The organism is Empedobacter sp. R132-2 (assembly GCF_030324375.1).
Lineage (GTDB): Bacteria > Bacteroidota > Bacteroidia > Flavobacteriales > Weeksellaceae > Empedobacter > Empedobacter falsenii_B.
In genome coordinates this window covers 136,077-151,606 of the sequence record NZ_JACAGG010000004.1, presented here as the reverse complement: position 1 = coordinate 151,606, position 15,530 = coordinate 136,077, and the positions used below count along the sequence as shown (strand labels likewise).

The 15,530-nt window shown below is 30.7% G+C and carries 18 protein-coding genes, 1 tRNA gene and 1 riboswitch; of the genes, 12 read left to right on the top strand and 7 right to left on the bottom strand.

Going from position 1 to position 15,530, the window contains the following annotated elements; translation table 11 throughout:
• Positions 1-223: 223 nt before the first annotated feature.
• Positions 224-838: a hypothetical protein gene (locus HXZ69_RS04460; RefSeq protein ID WP_286495167.1), complete on the bottom strand. Its 615-nt coding sequence runs from the start codon at positions 836-838 to the stop codon at positions 224-226.
• A gap of 101 nt (positions 839-939) precedes the next feature.
• Between HXZ69_RS04460 and HXZ69_RS04455 the strand changes: the two genes are divergently transcribed.
• The 3 genes from HXZ69_RS04455 to HXZ69_RS04445 are packed head-to-tail and all read left to right on the top strand — an operon-like array spanning position 940 to position 2,503.
• Positions 940-1,302, top strand: a complete 363-nt coding sequence (locus HXZ69_RS04455) for a hypothetical protein (protein ID WP_286495166.1) — start codon at positions 940-942, stop codon at positions 1,300-1,302.
• Positions 1,303-1,305: 3 nt separating this feature from the next.
• Positions 1,306-1,764, top strand: a complete 459-nt coding sequence (locus tag HXZ69_RS04450) for a hypothetical protein (protein WP_286495165.1) — start codon at positions 1,306-1,308, stop codon at positions 1,762-1,764.
• Positions 1,751-2,503, top strand: coding sequence for a hypothetical protein (locus HXZ69_RS04445; protein WP_286495164.1), 753 nt, complete (start codon positions 1,751-1,753; stop codon positions 2,501-2,503). Before HXZ69_RS04450 ends, HXZ69_RS04445 begins: the two co-directional genes overlap by 14 nt.
• A gap of 341 nt (positions 2,504-2,844) precedes the next feature.
• Here HXZ69_RS04445 and HXZ69_RS04440 read toward each other — a convergent pair.
• Positions 2,845-2,926 (bottom strand) — tRNA-Leu (locus tag HXZ69_RS04440).
• Between the two features lie 117 nt (positions 2,927-3,043).
• Between HXZ69_RS04440 and HXZ69_RS04435 the strand changes: the two genes are divergently transcribed.
• Together HXZ69_RS04435 and aat are read left to right on the top strand one after the other, a co-directional pair.
• Positions 3,044-3,415: a DUF3127 domain-containing protein gene (locus tag HXZ69_RS04435; RefSeq protein WP_019976879.1), complete on the top strand. Its 372-nt coding sequence runs from the start codon at positions 3,044-3,046 to the stop codon at positions 3,413-3,415.
• Positions 3,416-3,497: 82 nt separating this feature from the next.
• Positions 3,498-4,130, top strand: a complete 633-nt coding sequence (gene aat, locus HXZ69_RS04430; protein ID WP_286495163.1) for a leucyl/phenylalanyl-tRNA--protein transferase — start codon at positions 3,498-3,500, stop codon at positions 4,128-4,130.
• A gap of 53 nt (positions 4,131-4,183) precedes the next feature.
• On the opposite strand, the gene HXZ69_RS04425 is transcribed toward aat, so the two are convergent.
• From HXZ69_RS04425 to HXZ69_RS04415, 3 genes are all read right to left on the bottom strand, one after another.
• A complete protein-coding gene (locus HXZ69_RS04425; RefSeq protein WP_286495162.1) occupies positions 4,184-4,954 on the bottom strand; it encodes a DUF3108 domain-containing protein in 771 nt (256 codons plus the stop codon).
• 109 nt (positions 4,955-5,063) lie between these two features.
• On the bottom strand, positions 5,064-5,354 hold the full coding sequence (locus HXZ69_RS04420) for a NifU family protein (RefSeq protein WP_114998704.1): 291 nt from the start codon (positions 5,352-5,354) through the stop codon (positions 5,064-5,066).
• A gap of 15 nt (positions 5,355-5,369) precedes the next feature.
• The gene (locus tag HXZ69_RS04415; RefSeq protein WP_114998705.1) at positions 5,370-6,470 is read right to left on the bottom strand and encodes an Mrp/NBP35 family ATP-binding protein; all 1,101 of its coding nucleotides are present in this window, start codon (positions 6,468-6,470) and stop codon (positions 5,370-5,372) included.
• Positions 6,471-6,604: 134 nt separating this feature from the next.
• On the opposite strand from HXZ69_RS04415, the gene HXZ69_RS04410 reads away from it, so the two are divergent.
• Both HXZ69_RS04410 and HXZ69_RS04405 read left to right on the top strand, forming a co-directional pair.
• Positions 6,605-7,066, top strand: a complete 462-nt coding sequence (locus HXZ69_RS04410; protein ID WP_038336414.1) for a DinB family protein — start codon at positions 6,605-6,607, stop codon at positions 7,064-7,066.
• A 32-nt stretch (positions 7,067-7,098) separates the two neighbouring features.
• Entirely contained in the window at positions 7,099-7,596 is a 498-nt protein-coding gene (locus HXZ69_RS04405) for a GNAT family N-acetyltransferase (protein ID WP_171622578.1), read from the top strand.
• A gap of 50 nt (positions 7,597-7,646) precedes the next feature.
• Here HXZ69_RS04405 and HXZ69_RS04400 read toward each other — a convergent pair whose 3' ends face one another.
• Positions 7,647-8,480, bottom strand: a complete 834-nt coding sequence (locus HXZ69_RS04400) for an alpha/beta hydrolase (protein ID WP_286495160.1) — start codon at positions 8,478-8,480, stop codon at positions 7,647-7,649.
• A 111-nt stretch (positions 8,481-8,591) separates the two neighbouring features.
• A complete protein-coding gene (locus tag HXZ69_RS04395) occupies positions 8,592-9,164 on the bottom strand; it encodes a nitroreductase family protein (protein ID WP_286495159.1) in 573 nt (190 codons plus the stop codon).
• Between the two features lie 73 nt (positions 9,165-9,237).
• On the opposite strand from HXZ69_RS04395, the gene HXZ69_RS04390 reads away from it, so the two are divergent.
• The 5 genes from HXZ69_RS04390 to HXZ69_RS04370 all read left to right on the top strand — a co-directional run bounded on the left by HXZ69_RS04390 (position 9,238) and on the right by HXZ69_RS04370 (position 15,516).
• On the top strand, positions 9,238-9,999 hold the full coding sequence (locus HXZ69_RS04390) for a DUF2189 domain-containing protein (protein ID WP_286495158.1): 762 nt from the start codon (positions 9,238-9,240) through the stop codon (positions 9,997-9,999).
• A 15-nt stretch (positions 10,000-10,014) separates the two neighbouring features.
• Complete coding sequence (locus tag HXZ69_RS04385) at positions 10,015-10,974, top strand: aminodeoxychorismate synthase component I (protein WP_286495157.1); 960 nt, start codon at positions 10,015-10,017, stop codon at positions 10,972-10,974.
• Positions 10,958-11,557 (top strand): aminotransferase class IV, encoded by a 600-nt coding sequence (locus HXZ69_RS04380; protein WP_286495156.1) that lies wholly within the window; start codon positions 10,958-10,960, stop codon positions 11,555-11,557. The genes HXZ69_RS04385 and HXZ69_RS04380 overlap by 17 nt, the downstream gene beginning before the upstream one ends.
• A 58-nt stretch (positions 11,558-11,615) precedes the next feature.
• Positions 11,616-11,719, top strand: a riboswitch (SAM riboswitch).
• Between the two features lie 53 nt (positions 11,720-11,772).
• Complete coding sequence (locus tag HXZ69_RS04375) at positions 11,773-14,160, top strand: TonB-dependent receptor plug domain-containing protein (RefSeq protein ID WP_286495155.1); 2,388 nt, start codon at positions 11,773-11,775, stop codon at positions 14,158-14,160.
• A gap of 69 nt (positions 14,161-14,229) precedes the next feature.
• Positions 14,230-15,516 carry an APC family permease gene (locus HXZ69_RS04370; protein WP_286495154.1) on the top strand — a complete coding sequence of 429 codons (1,287 nt, stop codon included), beginning with the start codon at positions 14,230-14,232 and terminating at the stop codon, positions 15,514-15,516.
• Positions 15,517-15,530: the final 14 nt, after the last annotated feature.

Below are 15,530 nucleotides of genomic sequence, written 5' to 3'. Positions count from 1 at the left end.
TATTCAATCAATAAACAGAAACCAAAATAGAAATATTAACAAATTAAAAATTAATATTACCTAAATGCACTACGGGTTAAACATTATACTTCTATTAATAATAATATTTGTATTAGTTAATATGTAATAACTATATATGTATTAACATTTATGTTTATACCCTAATCTTACAGGTTTTATAAAATATAGAAAAAGGCTAGATTATTCTAGCCTTACTTATTAGCTAAATCCATAAGTTGTTTAAAACAAAGGTAGCCATAACTTTTTTAGAGAAGTATTCAGCAAGTCTTTCGTCGGTGTTCATTGAATTAAATACGAAATTTATATTTATCATCTTATAATCGTAAAATATTTGATAATTAATATAATAAGGTTCTAATTCAACGCCTAGAGTACTTTGTTTATTGTAAAAATACATTATTGTGGTCGGTAGTCCTTCAATTTTTATATTTTCACATCTCTCTTTTTTAGTGTTTGAGGATATTTGTTTTATAAGTTTTACACAATCCGTATTGTTTGGGATTAAAAGTTTATTAAGTTCAACTAAATCCTTTTTTGTTTTTATTAGTTCTTTTAATCCTTTAGTTTCTGTTATTTGAATCATTATCGAACTATTTGTAACGGAATCATTAATTGAATAAATAATGTTTGGTCGAAATCCTTCTTTAATTATCCAATCTTTAGGATGTCTGAAAGTTAAATCAATACCTTTAGATTTTTCATGATTTTTTGTATTTATTATACTGTATTCAGTTTCAATTTTGAAGATATGTTCTTTGGTAATTTGAGAGAATACACAGCTATTAATTAAGAATATAAATAAAATAATATGTTTCATTATAATTTTTTACAATTATAACGATATTTAAAATGTTACAATTACGGTTTTCCGTAATATAATATTCAGAATTAAATTAAACTTTGTAGAAACATATTAAAATGATTTATATCTATTATTTTTTACTCTTTTTGGGAACTTATGTGGTGAATTTAATTAGTAATCTTCTTGGTGGTCTTGTATTTGGTATTTTTATTTCACTTTTTGAAGCTAATCAAAATAAAGTTGTTAATAATACCTCTAAGGGATATCAATTTGGATTAAGCTTTACTTGCAATATGATTAGTTTAGTCTTTATATTCACAATATTAAAGATTTTTGATGCAGAATTTAACAAAATAATTATTATGATTTTTCTGATTATTTGGGAGACTATCTCACTTCTTTCATCAAGTAATGAGCATAATAGGTCTGCTCAATTATTTGGGGCTTTATTAGCTTTTTTAACTTATATAATATTTTGATGAATGGAAAATTTAAGAGAAACAACAATTAAAGAAATTGATTCGTTAAAAACTTCAAAAAACTATTTATATGAATATAAGGGTTCTAAATATGTTGTTAAAAAGAAGAAAAACAGTATTAAAATAGAACCAAGATTAAGCTATTTTGTATTAATTCCATTATTTTTATTTCTATCATTGTTTTTACATCCCTTTTTTTATAAGCTATTTATGTCTATAAAATTTGATTATTTTATAGATAGATATAATATACATAGTTTCTTTACAGTTTTTGTTAGTTATGTTTTATCTAAAAAAATACTTTTCATATTTAAAAAAGATAAAAAGTATGATGAGTTTAAAAATGATTTAGAGAATTATGGTTATAAATTATATAAGCCATATTTTAATACTATTAGCATAATAGTGTTTCTTTTGTTGATATTATTAATTCTATTTAATACTATTAATGAAAGAGGTTAGTTATTATCGCATGATAGAAGTTGGTTATTATCAAATCTTTTTAATGTGGTTTGATATTATTATAATAAATCTTTGTTTTGCTTTTTTCGTCAAGTACAGTTTAGATGGCTTTGTTAATAACGCGTTTGTATTAATATTGTTAGCTCCAATTTTATTCTTGTTATTCAAATACTTTAAAAGGAGATCAGTTACTTTAAATGTTTTATTAGTAGGTCTGATAACAGTTGTTTTAGCATCAGTATTAATGAAAATGATTTTTAAAAGTAAATATAATAACGACGTTATAGTGAAAACTAATTATGTAGGGGTTGTAAGTAGAGAGACCGATGAAACTGATAGTTTTGGAAGGAATGATGAGTATGAGGGGTATATTTCGCCTTTAATCTATCATAAGTTATATGTCAAAGATTCAAATATTAATGAGTTGATTGATAGCTTAAAAGAAACAAATGATATGGTAGGTACAGAGAAATTTATTTTTTTAGAAACAGGTTTGGTTAAAGGTTATAAAGTTGATAGAATATTGAATGATAGTTATGTTAATCTGTTTTTCAAAGTAATCCCGTTTTTTATCTTAGAGACGTTTTTAAATTCACTACTTATTTTTATTTTATCGCTCTTTTTTATGTTGATTTTGCATGTCTATTATGTTAGAAATAAAAGAGGAATGAAAAAGCTTTTGATTCCCATTACTTTTGAAGAATATGATAATTATAAAGTAATATTTACCAAAAAGTAGATTCATATTAGCATCTATGTAGATGATAGGGGGTGGTTTTCTGAGAAGAAAATCACTTTTTTATTTTGGGTATGGGTATGCGATTTTTATAATTTTACTTATAGACTTTGAGCTTTTATATACTATTATAGTGCTGTTTGTTTTATTCAGAATATAGTTGTTTTGTGATAAGTGTTATTTTGTAGTGTCTTAATTACTAACTATATTTATAATACTTAGATGTGCATGTTGTAAACTTAATCTATTTAATAATTTTTATAGATTACTGTGCAATAGTTGTGCAATTGTATAAATCAAAAAAGGTAACTACTATGTTATTAAGTAATTACCTTTCTTAGTTGTACGGGCGGGGAGACTCGAACTCCCACACCTTGCGGCACTAGATCCTAAGTCTAGCGTGTCTACCAATTCCACCACGCCCGCTAAAATCTCACCGATTTGGATTGCAAATATACACAAGTTTTCTTTCTAACAAAATTTCGAAATAAAATTTTTTTAATCTTTTTTTACATTCTAAATTTGTACAAAGCTTTTACAAAAATGGAAATTACAGGAAGAATTAAGAAAGTATTTGAAACTCAAAATATTACTGCAAGTTTCAAGAAAAGAGAATTTGTTGTTACAACGCAAGAACAATATCCACAAGATATTTTAATTGAGCTTACACAAGATAAGACTGATGTGTTGAATGCTTACAAACCTGGTGATGAAGTGAAAGTTTCTATCAATATTCGTGGTCGTGAGTGGATTAATCCAGAAGGAGTAGCAAGATATTTTAATACAATCCAAGCGTGGAGAATTGAGAATATGGCGAATGCAGCTGCACAAGCACCTCAAGGTTACGATAATTTTGCACCAGCGCCTCCAGTAGATACTTTTTCTAATGGAGATGATGATGATTTACCATTCTAAGGAAAAAAACATCAATTAATACTAAACGTGTTCTTTATTGGACACGTTTTTTTAATTTTATATAAATTATACACAAAACGATATGTATTGGTTAAGTTCTGATTTAATCTTTCCTGATTACGATGAAGTGAATAGCGAGGGAATTATAGCTGTTGGAGGAGATCTTTCGCCAGAACGCCTAATTTTGGCTTATCAGAAAGGAATTTTTCCTTGGTTTAATGAAGAAGATCCAATTATTTGGTGGTTTCCACAAGATCGATTTGTTTTATTTCCAGAAAATTTACATGTTTCGAAATCGATGAAGAAAGTTTTTCGAGATCAAATATTTACGTATTCAGAAAATAAAGCGTTTCGAGAAGTGATTACAAATTGTTCGCAAGCGTATAGAAAAGATCAGGACGGAACATGGATTACAAATGATATGATTGAAGCATATTGTACGTTACATGAAATGGGAATTGCTAAAAGTATCGAAGTTTGGCAAAACGACGAATTGGTTGGTGGTTTTTATGGAGTTGATATGGGCGATGTTTTTTGTGGAGAAAGTATGTTTGCGAAAGTGAGCAATGCTTCCAAAGCTGGTTTTATACAATTTGTAGCAAAATATCATAAGAAATATAAGTTGATCGATTGTCAAGTTTATACCGAACATTTAGCGAGTCTGGGTGCAATGGAAATTCCGAGTGATGTTTTTTTGGAATATTTAGAGAAATAAAAAAATCCGACAATATTAATTTTGTCGGATTTTTTAATGATTTACTAATCACTTTACTTTGTAAAATTGATTGGATATTTTAAATTTTTATATTCATTTAGATCTGCATTTAACGATCCAACTAATAAACCCGCTTTTATTTTTAGCGGAACTAAGTTATCATCGTCAGAAATCCACATCGTAACCGATTCTGATTCTTTGAAAACGCGACCAGATTGTACGTAAGGACGAATTTTTATTGCTGCAATTTTTCCGAATTTTGTTTTTAAGGTTTCACGTCCCAAAACTTTTAATCGAAACTTTAATGTTTCGTCACCAAGAAAAATATTTTCGTTCAAATAATTTCCTGTTTTAAGAGTGGAATGATTGGCATTACGTAAGCTGTAAAAAGCAGAAAGTAAATCTTGTGCATCGTACGGAATTGTTTCTGTTGTTACTTTTCCATCTCGTTTATTTTCAACTTTTGCTTTTCTATTGGCGTGATCAAAATAATAGATTTGATGACGTTTGTAACTTCCTTCTACAATATTTCGAACAAATTTTGTCGGTTTCAAATCTGTTTTATCAATATACGATTCGTAATTATCATCTACCTTAAAAAAAGCACGTACCGCACCAGTAGAAGTTCCTTTTCCTACGATGTGATAATGGCTTTTTCCGTTCAATGTAGCTTCTCTTACATCAATTGAAGCAAAACCTGCATTCAATCCAGAATAATGAACTCTAAATTTTAGATTTTCGCCAACTTTGTAGTTGTTTTGAGCATTTAAAGGCAATGCAAATGAAAGGACAATAAAAGTAAAAAATAAAATATATTTTTTCATTTTGAATTTTTGGTTTTGAGGTTAAGATTCAAATTGTTTGCCAAAAATAATAAAACGCCTTTATAAATTGATATAAAGGCGTTTTAATTTATGAGAATCTAATGATATTCTAATTTTCTTCTTTTAAGGAAGATATTTGATCTGCTTCAGTTGAAGTTTCAAAATCTGAAACATTGATAACCGAAACTATTTCTGGAACATATTTTTTGATGGTCATTTCAACACCAGACTTTAAGGTCATTTGGTTGACAGAACATGCTATACATGCACCTGTAAGGCGAACTTTTACAATATTATCTTCTACAGATACTAATTCGATATCGCCTCCATCTGAATTTAAGAATGGTCTAATTTCAGTTAAGGCCTTTTCAACTTCTGAATATTTTTCTTCTGGAGTCATGATCTTTTACTTTTTTTAATTTTTTGCCGAACAACCTGCCATCGTTGTAATACGAACGGCTTCTGTTGGAGGCAAAGTATTGTTACGTTCTACTAAACTTTGTACTGCGTTACGTGCAATTTCTTTGTAAACATTAGCTACAACAGTATCTTCTTGCATTGCAGCTGGACGACCAACGTCAGCAGCTTCGCGAATAGATTGTACAATTGGAATTTCGCCTAAGAAAGGAACACCAATTTGTTCTGCTAAGTTCTTTGCACCATTTTGTCCAAAGATATAATATTTGTTGTTAGGTAATTCTTCTGGTGTAAAATACGCCATATTTTCTACAATTCCTAAAACTGGAACATTAATCGCTTCCATTTGGAACATTCCAACTCCTTTTTTTGCATCTGCTAATGCAATATTTTGAGGCGTAGAAACTACAACAGCTCCTGTAATTGGAACTTGTTGAACGATAGATAAATGAATGTCACCTGTTCCTGGAGGTAAGTCGATTAATAAGAAATCTAATTCTCCCCAATGTGCATCACGAATCATTTGATTCAATGCTTTTGCAGCCATCGGTCCTCTCCAAACAATTGCTTGATCTGTATCAGCAAAGAATCCAATTGATAATAATTTAATTCCGTAAGCTTCTACTGGTTTTATTTTCGTTTTTCCATTAACTTCTACAGAATATGGACGAGCATCTTGACAATCGAACATAATTGGCATAGAAGGTCCGTAGATATCAGCATCTAATAAACCTACCTTGAATCCCATGTTTGCTAAACTTATTGCTAAGTTTGATGAAACAGTAGATTTACCAACACCACCTTTACCTGATGCTACAGCGATAATATTTTTAACACCTGGCAATTCAGAACCTTTGATTTCGTTCGGATTTTTTTCTTCAACTTCAACAGAAATGTTAAGTTTAAGATTTGACTCAGGTAAATTTTCTTTAAATGCATTTTTCAACGCAATTTCCAAACGCTTGCGTTCGTGCATTGCAGGCGAAGGAGAAACAATATCCAATATAATATCATTTCCCATCACTTGAGCGTTACGCATCCAATTGCGAATACCTAATTCTTCTAATACTTGATATATTTGATCTCTTGTGTAAGCCATCTTTTAATTTTAATGAGACAAAATTACGAAGAATCAAAGACTTTAAATAATCTAAAAACGTGATTTTAATTGTTTTGCTTTATAATTTGATAAATAGACTTAATTTGATGTATATTTAAACTTTAAATCTGACTATGGAAGAGCATATTATTTATCTGACGAATATAAGAAAACAGATTATTGATGAGCTTGAACAACACTCTCTAAAGCAACTACTTTATATACCTGTTGGCTATAAAAACAATTTGTTTTGGAATGCGGCTCACGTTTTGGCAACACAACAATTGATCCATTATTATTTAACCGATAATAGGATGTTGGTCGATATTCAGTTTATTCAGAAGTATAAAAAAGGAACAATCGGAAATACGGAAGTAACGGAAGAAGATGTGACAGAATTGAAGGAAATGTTGGAAAGTACACCAATGCAGATGTTCAAGGATTATCGTTCGGAAAAACTATCGTATTATCGATCATATAAAACAAGTTTTGGTATGACGTTAGAATCGATTGAAGATGCAATTTTGTACAACAATATTCACGAAGCAATGCATTTGGGCTATATGATGGCGATGAAAAAGAATATTCCTTTTTAAAATCAAACAGAGAATAAAATTTAAAAATTTAGATGTTAACATACAGAGATGCTAAACGAAGCGATTTAGAAAAAATAACAGAAATTTATAATTCTACAATAGCTTCGCGATTAGTAACTGCCGATACCGAACCAGTTTCAGTTGAAAGTAAAGTAAAATGGTTCGAAGAACATTCACCTGAAAAAAGACCACTTTGGGTTGTAGAAAATGAATCGAAAGACATTGTAGGTTGGGTAAGTTTTCAATCTTTTTATGGAAGACCAGCTTATGATGCAACTGTAGAAATTAGCATTTATTTAGATGCTATGCAACGTGGAAAAGGTTTAGGAAAACAAGTGTTGGAATATAGCATTACGAAAGCACCAGAATTTGGAATCAAAACGATTTTAGGTTTTATTTTTTCGCATAATGAACCGAGCTTGAAATTATTCAAGCATTTTGGTTTCGAAGATTGGGGAAATTATCCCAATATTGCAATTTTAGACGGAATAGAAAGAAGTTTAACTATTTTAGGAAAACGAATCGCATAAAAAACCCTCACTTCATTTGAAGTGAGGGTTTTTTATTTATCAGATAAATTTTATTTACCAATACTCCAAATCAATGCTTTTTCTTTAGTTGCTCTGTAAATTGTAGCATGTTCTTCTTTCGGTTCTGGAGAATAATTCCATTGTAGATTTGGAAGTTTTTCTTGCGTCAAAATATTCTTCAAATCATCTGTATAAGGTAAAATATCACTTGCTCCAGATCCTGCAAACCATAACTTTTTTGGAGTTGAAGGAAATTTAGCTAAATCATTTTTTGAATTCAATAACATTTTGTGATCGTTCCACCAAAGTGAAGGATCAATTGCAATATAATAATCAAACATTTCTGGTTGTTTCAGAAAAGTTTCCATGATAAATAATCCAGCCAACGATTCGCCAATAATTCCTTTATTATTTTTAGTGCGATACTTTTTCGTGATTTCAGGAAATAACTCATCCTTGACAAAGCTTCTAAATTGATTAGAACCTCCCACAACATCGGCTATTTTTTTATCTTCTTCATTTTCAGTTGGTGGACTCAAATCTTTGCGACGTTGTATATTTTCTATTCCAACCAAAATAACTGGTTTTATTTTTTTCGAAGTAATCAAACTATCTAATGTGTTTGCAATATGTGGAAAATCTTCTTTTGTTCCGCCATCAGGCATATACAAAACGGATAACGAATCCTGAGAAGTCGAATATTCTTTTGGAACCCAAACATTAATAACTCGTTTTTCATTTAGAATTTTAGAATCAATTGTAAATGTTTCGTGTTTCGGGATTGGATCGTTGTAAACAGGCAGATTAGAGTTTTTGCAAGATGTAAAAAAACTAATAGAGATTACAACTAATAAGTAGTTAAAAATAGATTTCATGTATTTCATATTAAAGTATTTAGTCAAATATACAAAAATCATAAAGAGTTGATTTTCTATTTAATAAAAAAGACCACTAAAAAATTAGTAGTCTTTTTCAAATTATTTTCTAAAGAGTTTTTAATACTCTAAAAATCTCACTTTATTTTCGATTGGTTGACGAACAGCTTCTGGAGAATCTCCTTCAATTTTTCCCATATAGAAAACACCAACACATTTTTCGCCTTCTTCCATAGTTGTAAACTCATCAACATTGGCGATAATGTTTGCTGGAGAAGACCAATATGCACCAATCTTTAGCGCACTTGCCATTAACCACATATTCTGAACAGCCATAGAAGTTGCAGCTAATTCTTCCCATTCAGGATTTTTTTCTGTGTTGATAAAATTGATTAATACAATTTTATTCGACTTATCACATTTCTCAATTAATGCATTTATTTTTCTGTCGCTCAATTGATCTGTTGGCGTTCCTTGCACATAAACACGCTTTACGTATTCGCGGAAACGGTCTTTTGCAGGTCCTTCTAAAACAACAAAACGCCAAGGTTCTGTTTTTTTATGAGATGGCGCCCAATTTGCTGCCTCAAAAATTTGATTCAATTCTTCGCGCGTAATTTCTTCTTGATTGTATTGCGGAGGAAATATAGAGCGTCTATTTTTTATGATTGATAATAAATCGTTTGCATTCATGTTGTAACAATTATTAATTTTTATTCTACTAATCAAGCAAATTTACATTAATTTCAATTAAACCAACGTTAAGATGAAAACATTAGATTACAACAAAATTGAGTATTACAAAAACAATAAATTCCAATTTGATATCGGAAAATATTTCAATCAATCATTAGAACTTTTCCAAAATAATTGGCAGCCATTTGTTATTTATGCTCTTGTTGCAGCTATTGTTTATATGTTTACTTCCTTCACTATAATCGGATTGCTTTTTGTGATGTATCCACTTATAATGGGATTTATGATTGGAGCAGAACGTGCCGAAAACAAAATGTCATTAGAACTAGGTGACTTTTTTGGAGGTTTCAAAAATATAGGAAGCTATTTCCTTTTAACACTTATCGTAATGGGAGTTGCAATAGTTGTAATGTTACCATACATTATTTTTTCTTTTTTACCACTTATGTTTAATGATCCCGAAAATGTAAACTCAGCATTAATGATTGGTTCATCGCTTTTTGGTATGTTATACATCTTAGTGGCGACAGTATTTTTATTGTTCTTACAAGCGTGTATTTATCTGGCTCCGTATCTTATTCATTATGGAAATATGAGCGCTATTGACGCAATGAAAACTTCTTATGCAATCGTAAAAAAGAATTTTTGGTGGATGATTCTAATAGCTATTGTTGTTAGTCTGGTTGCTTCAATAGGAGCTATTGCTTGTTATGTGGGTGTGTTAGCAACTTATCCAATTGGCTATATGATGGTTTATTTTATGTTAAAAGATATGATTTTGACAGATGATGAAAAAACAGAAATTGATCTACTTGGTACAAACCAAGAATAATATTAATTTTATCGAATGTTAGCAAAGCATTCGATTTTTACGAAAATGAATGAATTGGGAGCTGCAAAAGTTCCCTTTTTTTTTATGATCGATTTTTTGAAAGAAAATGGAGAAGTAATTCCGTTAAATGAATTACCTGATGAGATAAAATTTGAAGTAGATTCAACAAAAAAAGAATCTTTTCAGAAAGATTTTAAATTCAATAAATTCCCGATTTCCTTTGACGAATATTTGCCAAAATTCAATTATGTTCACGATAATATTTTGTTTGGAAATTCATATTTAACGAATTTAACGCTTCCAACAAAAATTGAAACTGATTTGTCTTTGAATGATATTTTTCAGTTTTCTGAAACAAAATATAAATTGAAATATAAAGACGAATTTGTTTGTTTTTCTCCCGAACGTTTTGTGAAAATTGAAGCTCAAAAAATCTTTTCAAATCCAATGAAAGGAACCATTGATGCCTCGATTCTAAATGCGAAGCAACTTATTTTGAATGATGAAAAAGAAGCTGCCGAACATGCTACAATTGTCGATTTAATTAGAAATGATTTGAGTCTTGTTTCAGAAAATGTTGAGGTAACAAATTATCGCTACATGGATGAGGTGAAGACAAATGATGCAACACTTTTGCAAGTGAGTTCTGAGATAAAAGGTGATTTGAACGATGATTATTACCAAAACTTAGGAACGATTTTCGATCAACTTTTACCTGCAGGTTCTATTTGCGGTGCTCCCAAAAAGAAAACCGTCGAAATTATTTTAGAAGCAGAAAAGTATCATCGTAATTTTTATACAGGAGTTTTTGGTGTTTTTGATGGAAAAAATCTTGATAGTGCTGTGATGATTCGTTTTATTGAAAATAATCAAGGCGAATTGTTTTTCAAGAGTGGAGGAGGAATAACGGCAAAAAGCAAAGCGAAAGCAGAATACGAAGAATTAATTCAGAAAGTATATGTTCCAATTTATTGAATCGATTTGTTGTGTGAATAAACAACTTCGAAATTTAGAATTTCATCAAGCGAGATTTGATCGAACAAGAAATGATAATTTTACTGAAATCAATCCGATTTTATTGAACGAAATTATTAAGTTTCCAACAGATTTAACGGATGAAAAATATAAAGTTAGAATTGTTTATGATCGAGAAATTCAATCGGTAGAATTTCAACCGTATCAAATCAAACCAATTGAAAGTATTCAACTTTTTGAGATCGAAAATAAAATTGATTATTCCTACAAATATTTAGATCGTTGGTTTTTTGATGAGTATTTAAAAGAATCAAAAACAGATGATTTGGTCTTGGTGAAATCAAATTATATTACCGATTGTATTTATTCGAATATTGTTTTTTTTGACGGTTCTCAATGGATCACGCCGCGAAGTTTTTTGTTGAAAGGAACAATGAGAGAAGCTTTGTTGCAATCAGGCGAAATCATTCAGAAAAATATAAAGGTTTCAGATCTAGTTAACTTCAAATCATTCAAACGAATCAATGCAATGATGAATTTGGACGAAAGTCAAGAGTTAGATATTTCATTGTTAATTCAATAACTCTATAAAAATGATAGAGTATTATTTGCATTTTCATTTTTTAACATTACCTTTGCATAACTTATCAAGAAAGGTGGAGGGATTGGCCCTGTGAAACCTTAGCAACCAGATGACTTATAATCTAAGGTGCTAAATCCAACCTATTAGAGGGAAAGATGAGTAAAAGTATTTCACTTTTATCTGTTGGTTTCTTGAAAGTTTTATGAAAATTAAAAATGAAAAGAAACAAATTTTTACTTGCTTCATTCGCATTTATTTGCGCATCTACACTTTTCGCTCAAGAAGTTGAAAAGGAGGAAACAAATCTTAACGAAGTTATTTTAATCGGTGGTCGTACATCAGAAAGAACGGTGGTTAATTCGTCAGTTCCTGTCGATATTATCGATGTTGAGAAATTGAAAACGTCTTCTCCTCAATTGAGTGTAAATGATATTTTGAATGTGGTTATTCCTTCTTTTAATTCGGTTCGTCAATCATCTGCCGATGGAACGGAGCATATCGATCCTGTGACGTTGCGCGGAATGGGACCAGATCAGGTTTTGGTTTTGATTAATGGAAAACGTCGTCACACAACTTCGTTGGTGAATTACCAAAATACGGTAGGGAATGGTTCTGTAGGAACAGATTTAGGTGCAATTCCGATTTCGGCGATCGATAAAATTGAAGTTTTACGTGATGGTGCGGCTGCGCAATATGGCTCTGATGCGATTGCGGGAGTTGTAAATATTGTTTTGAAATCTAAACCAGGAGGTGACGCGTCTTTGACGTATGGTCAGACTTCTCGAAATGATGGTGAAACGTATAATTTTAACGGAAGTTATGGAACGAAATTAGGACAATCAGGTTCAATTGTTTTTTCGGCGGTTGTAAGTGAGCGCAAGAAAACGAATCGTTCAAAAGATCATAATTTAGATATTTTTGGAGATAATTTCGCCTACGATTTTGCAGATGATCCAGATGCAGCAAGAGCTGCGGATGATGCTAAAATTGCTGCTTTAGGACTTTCGAGAAAAGATTTTAGATTTCAAATTGGAGATGCGGCAATCAAAAATCAACAATTTTTTGTAAATGCTGAAACGGCGATTAATGATCGATTAGATTTTTATTCATTTGGAGGCGTTTCATTACGCCAAGGAAATGGATTCGGTTTTAGAAGATTGCCAAGCGAATTGTCTGAAGATGCGTTAAAAATTTATCCAAATGGTTTTCAAGCAACGTTAAAATCTAATGTAAATGATTATTCAAATTCGACAGGATTACGTTATTCATATGATGGATGGAAAGTTGACTTGAGTAATACTTTTGGTTTAAATTCATTCAAATATGATTTAGAAAATTCAATTAATCAATCATTAGGTTTAAATTCTCCAACCGATTTTTATGCAGGGAAACATCAATTTTTACAAAATACAGTCAATTTAGATTTTTCGAAACGAATCAATCAAAATGTTAGCTTAGCGTTTGGAGGAGAATATCGTTTTGAACAATATAAAATCGAAGCAGGAGATGAAGCTTCTTACACAGGTTCTGGATCTGAATCTTTTGTAGGATTTTCTCCATTAAATGCTGTAAAAGGTGATCGTCATTCAGTTGCGGCTTATGTAGATGGAGAATTGAAATTTGGAGATTTTACGGCTGATTTGGCTGGACGTTTCGAAAATTACTCAGATTTTGGAAGTACAATCAACGGAAAATTAGCGATGCGATATGAATACGCAAAAGGATATTCGGTTCGTGGAGCAATTTCAACAGGATTTAGAGCGCCTTCTTTACAACAAAAATACTTTAGTAATTCATATACTGATTTATTCTTGAATGATAATGGAGATCAAGTTTTGGTTACAAAAGGAATTATCCAAAATGAGTCTGAATTGTCGAGAGAAATTGGTTTGGATAAATTGAAAGAAGAAAAATCAATCAATGCAAGTTTAGGTTTAACATTTCGTCCGACTTCAAAATTATTCATCACATTGGATGGATATTTTATAAAAGTTGATGACCGAATTGTCTTAACTTCTGATATCACAGATCCTGCTTTAGAAAAATATAATGTAGCGACAGCGCGTATTTTTACGAATGCAATTGATACAGAAACCAAAGGTTTGGATTTAGTGATTTCCTATGATACACGTTTAGGTCGAGGAAAATTGAATGCAAGTTTATCAGGAAATATCAATGAAACAAAGATTGTCGGTTATCATTTTCCAACAGCTTTAACAATTCCAACGGAAGAATTTTTTGGCTCTGATCAAGTCAATATTATCGAATCATTAAGTCCAAAAACAAAAGTAACTTTAGGATTGAATTATGCAATTTCTGGATTCAATTTTATGGTGCGTAACACGTATTTCGGAAAAGTGACAAAAGATGGATATCCTTGGGGAAGTATCCAAGAACACACGGGAAAAGTGGTGACGGATGCTTCGATTGGTTATGATATTACAAAGAATTTCAACTTTACAATTGGTGCAAATAATTTGTTTGATGTTTTCCCAGACAAGCAAGTTTACGAGAATTCTTATTATGGAGTTTTTCCGTATGCGCCAGTGCAAATGGGGATGACAGGAGCGTATTATTTTGCGCGTGCAAGTTTTAAATTTTAATCAATAATAAAATATTCTAAGTGTCAATTTTAATGTAAATTCAAACATTCAATTGGCACTTTTTTGTGTATGGCACATTCAAAAATTGGTTGGAAAACCGCAGCAGCATTAGTGATTTCGAATATGATCGGAACAGGTGTTTTTACCAGTTTGGGTTATCAAATTTCTGATCTAAAAAATACAACTTCTATCTTATTATTGTGGGCAATAGGAGGATTGTTAGCGTTGATTGGCGCATTTATTTATTCGGAGTTAGCTTCAAAATTTAAACAATCAGGAGGAGATTATATTTACTTATCTCGCACATTTCATCCTGTTTTTGGTTATTTATCAAGTTGGATTTCTTTATTCGTTGGTTTCTCAGCGCCGATTTCTTTAGCGGCTTTGGCAATGGGAAAATACTTGAATGTTTTCGGGTTTGATTTAGGAAAAGAATTTGCAATAGCCATGATTTTGATTGTTGCCGTTTTTCAATCATTCAGTCTAAATTTGAGTAGTAAATTTCAGAATATTTTTACTATTCTAAAAGTTGTATTTATTGTTGTTTTAATTGTTTTAGGTTTTTATTTTGCTCCAGCAGTTGAGCCAAATGCGGTAGTTTTTGATTCGACTTGGAAAAATGAATTGTTACTTCCTGCATTTGCGACGTCTTTGGTTTATGTTACTTTTGCTTATACAGGTTGGAATTCGGCTTCATACATCGTAGAAGAAATTGAGCAACCAAAACAAAACTTACCAAAAGCACTATTTATAGGCGTTATTTTTGTCACGATTTCTTATGTTTTGCTAAATTATGTTTTCTTGAAACATGCATCAGCAGGAACTTTGGCTGGACAAGAAAATGTTGCAAATATTTCGTTCGGTAATCTGCTTGGAAATAATGTAAAATGGGTGAGTTGCTTTATTGCTTTACAATTAATTGCGACGATTAGCGGTTATTTGTGGATTGGTTCTCGTTTGACGCAAGCCACAGCGCGCGAAAATAAATTGTGGAATTTTATGGCGAAAGAGAACAAAAATAGAATTCCAGTTCGTGCAATTTGGGTGCATACAGCAATTAGTATTTTGCTAATTTTTTCAGGAGATTTTGAAGTGATTTTTACCTATACATCGTTTGTTTTACAAATATTAGCAACATTAGCAGTTTGTACAGCTTTCTTTATCAAACAAGATCAATTAACTATTATCAAAAGTAAATTCTTTTATGTCTTACCTGCTATATTTTTAGCATTTAGTTTATATATCTGTTATTTCGTTTTGATGCAAAAACCAAAAGAAAGTTTATTTGGTTTAGGTATTATTGCATTAGGAATTGTATTATTCTATTTTGATAAAAGAATTGAGAAAGAGAATTAATCACAAAACCCACT

Bases quoted from the DNA above. Each gene is read 5' to 3' on its own strand.
- HXZ69_RS04460 (WP_286495167.1), bottom strand. From the start codon at position 838: ATGAAACATATTATTTTATTTATATTCTTAATTAATAGCTGTGTATTC.
- HXZ69_RS04455 (WP_286495166.1), top strand. From the start codon at position 940: ATGATTTATATCTATTATTTTTTACTCTTTTTGGGAACTTATGTGGTG.
- HXZ69_RS04450 (WP_286495165.1), top strand. From the start codon at position 1,306: ATGGAAAATTTAAGAGAAACAACAATTAAAGAAATTGATTCGTTAAAA.
- HXZ69_RS04445 (WP_286495164.1), top strand. From the start codon at position 1,751: ATGAAAGAGGTTAGTTATTATCGCATGATAGAAGTTGGTTATTATCAA.
- HXZ69_RS04435 (WP_019976879.1), top strand. From the start codon at position 3,044: ATGGAAATTACAGGAAGAATTAAGAAAGTATTTGAAACTCAAAATATT.
- aat (WP_286495163.1), top strand. From the start codon at position 3,498: ATGTATTGGTTAAGTTCTGATTTAATCTTTCCTGATTACGATGAAGTG.
- HXZ69_RS04425 (WP_286495162.1), bottom strand. From the start codon at position 4,954: ATGAAAAAATATATTTTATTTTTTACTTTTATTGTCCTTTCATTTGCA.
- HXZ69_RS04420 (WP_114998704.1), bottom strand. From the start codon at position 5,354: ATGACTCCAGAAGAAAAATATTCAGAAGTTGAAAAGGCCTTAACTGAA.
- HXZ69_RS04415 (WP_114998705.1), bottom strand. From the start codon at position 6,470: ATGGCTTACACAAGAGATCAAATATATCAAGTATTAGAAGAATTAGGT.
- HXZ69_RS04410 (WP_038336414.1), top strand. From the start codon at position 6,605: ATGGAAGAGCATATTATTTATCTGACGAATATAAGAAAACAGATTATT.
- HXZ69_RS04405 (WP_171622578.1), top strand. From the start codon at position 7,099: ATGTTAACATACAGAGATGCTAAACGAAGCGATTTAGAAAAAATAACA.
- HXZ69_RS04400 (WP_286495160.1), bottom strand. From the start codon at position 8,480: ATGAAATACATGAAATCTATTTTTAACTACTTATTAGTTGTAATCTCT.
- HXZ69_RS04395 (WP_286495159.1), bottom strand. From the start codon at position 9,164: ATGAATGCAAACGATTTATTATCAATCATAAAAAATAGACGCTCTATA.
- HXZ69_RS04390 (WP_286495158.1), top strand. From the start codon at position 9,238: ATGAAAACATTAGATTACAACAAAATTGAGTATTACAAAAACAATAAA.
- HXZ69_RS04385 (WP_286495157.1), top strand. From the start codon at position 10,015: ATGTTAGCAAAGCATTCGATTTTTACGAAAATGAATGAATTGGGAGCT.
- HXZ69_RS04380 (WP_286495156.1), top strand. From the start codon at position 10,958: ATGTTCCAATTTATTGAATCGATTTGTTGTGTGAATAAACAACTTCGA.
- HXZ69_RS04375 (WP_286495155.1), top strand. From the start codon at position 11,773: ATGAAAAGAAACAAATTTTTACTTGCTTCATTCGCATTTATTTGCGCA.
- HXZ69_RS04370 (WP_286495154.1), top strand. From the start codon at position 14,230: ATGGCACATTCAAAAATTGGTTGGAAAACCGCAGCAGCATTAGTGATT.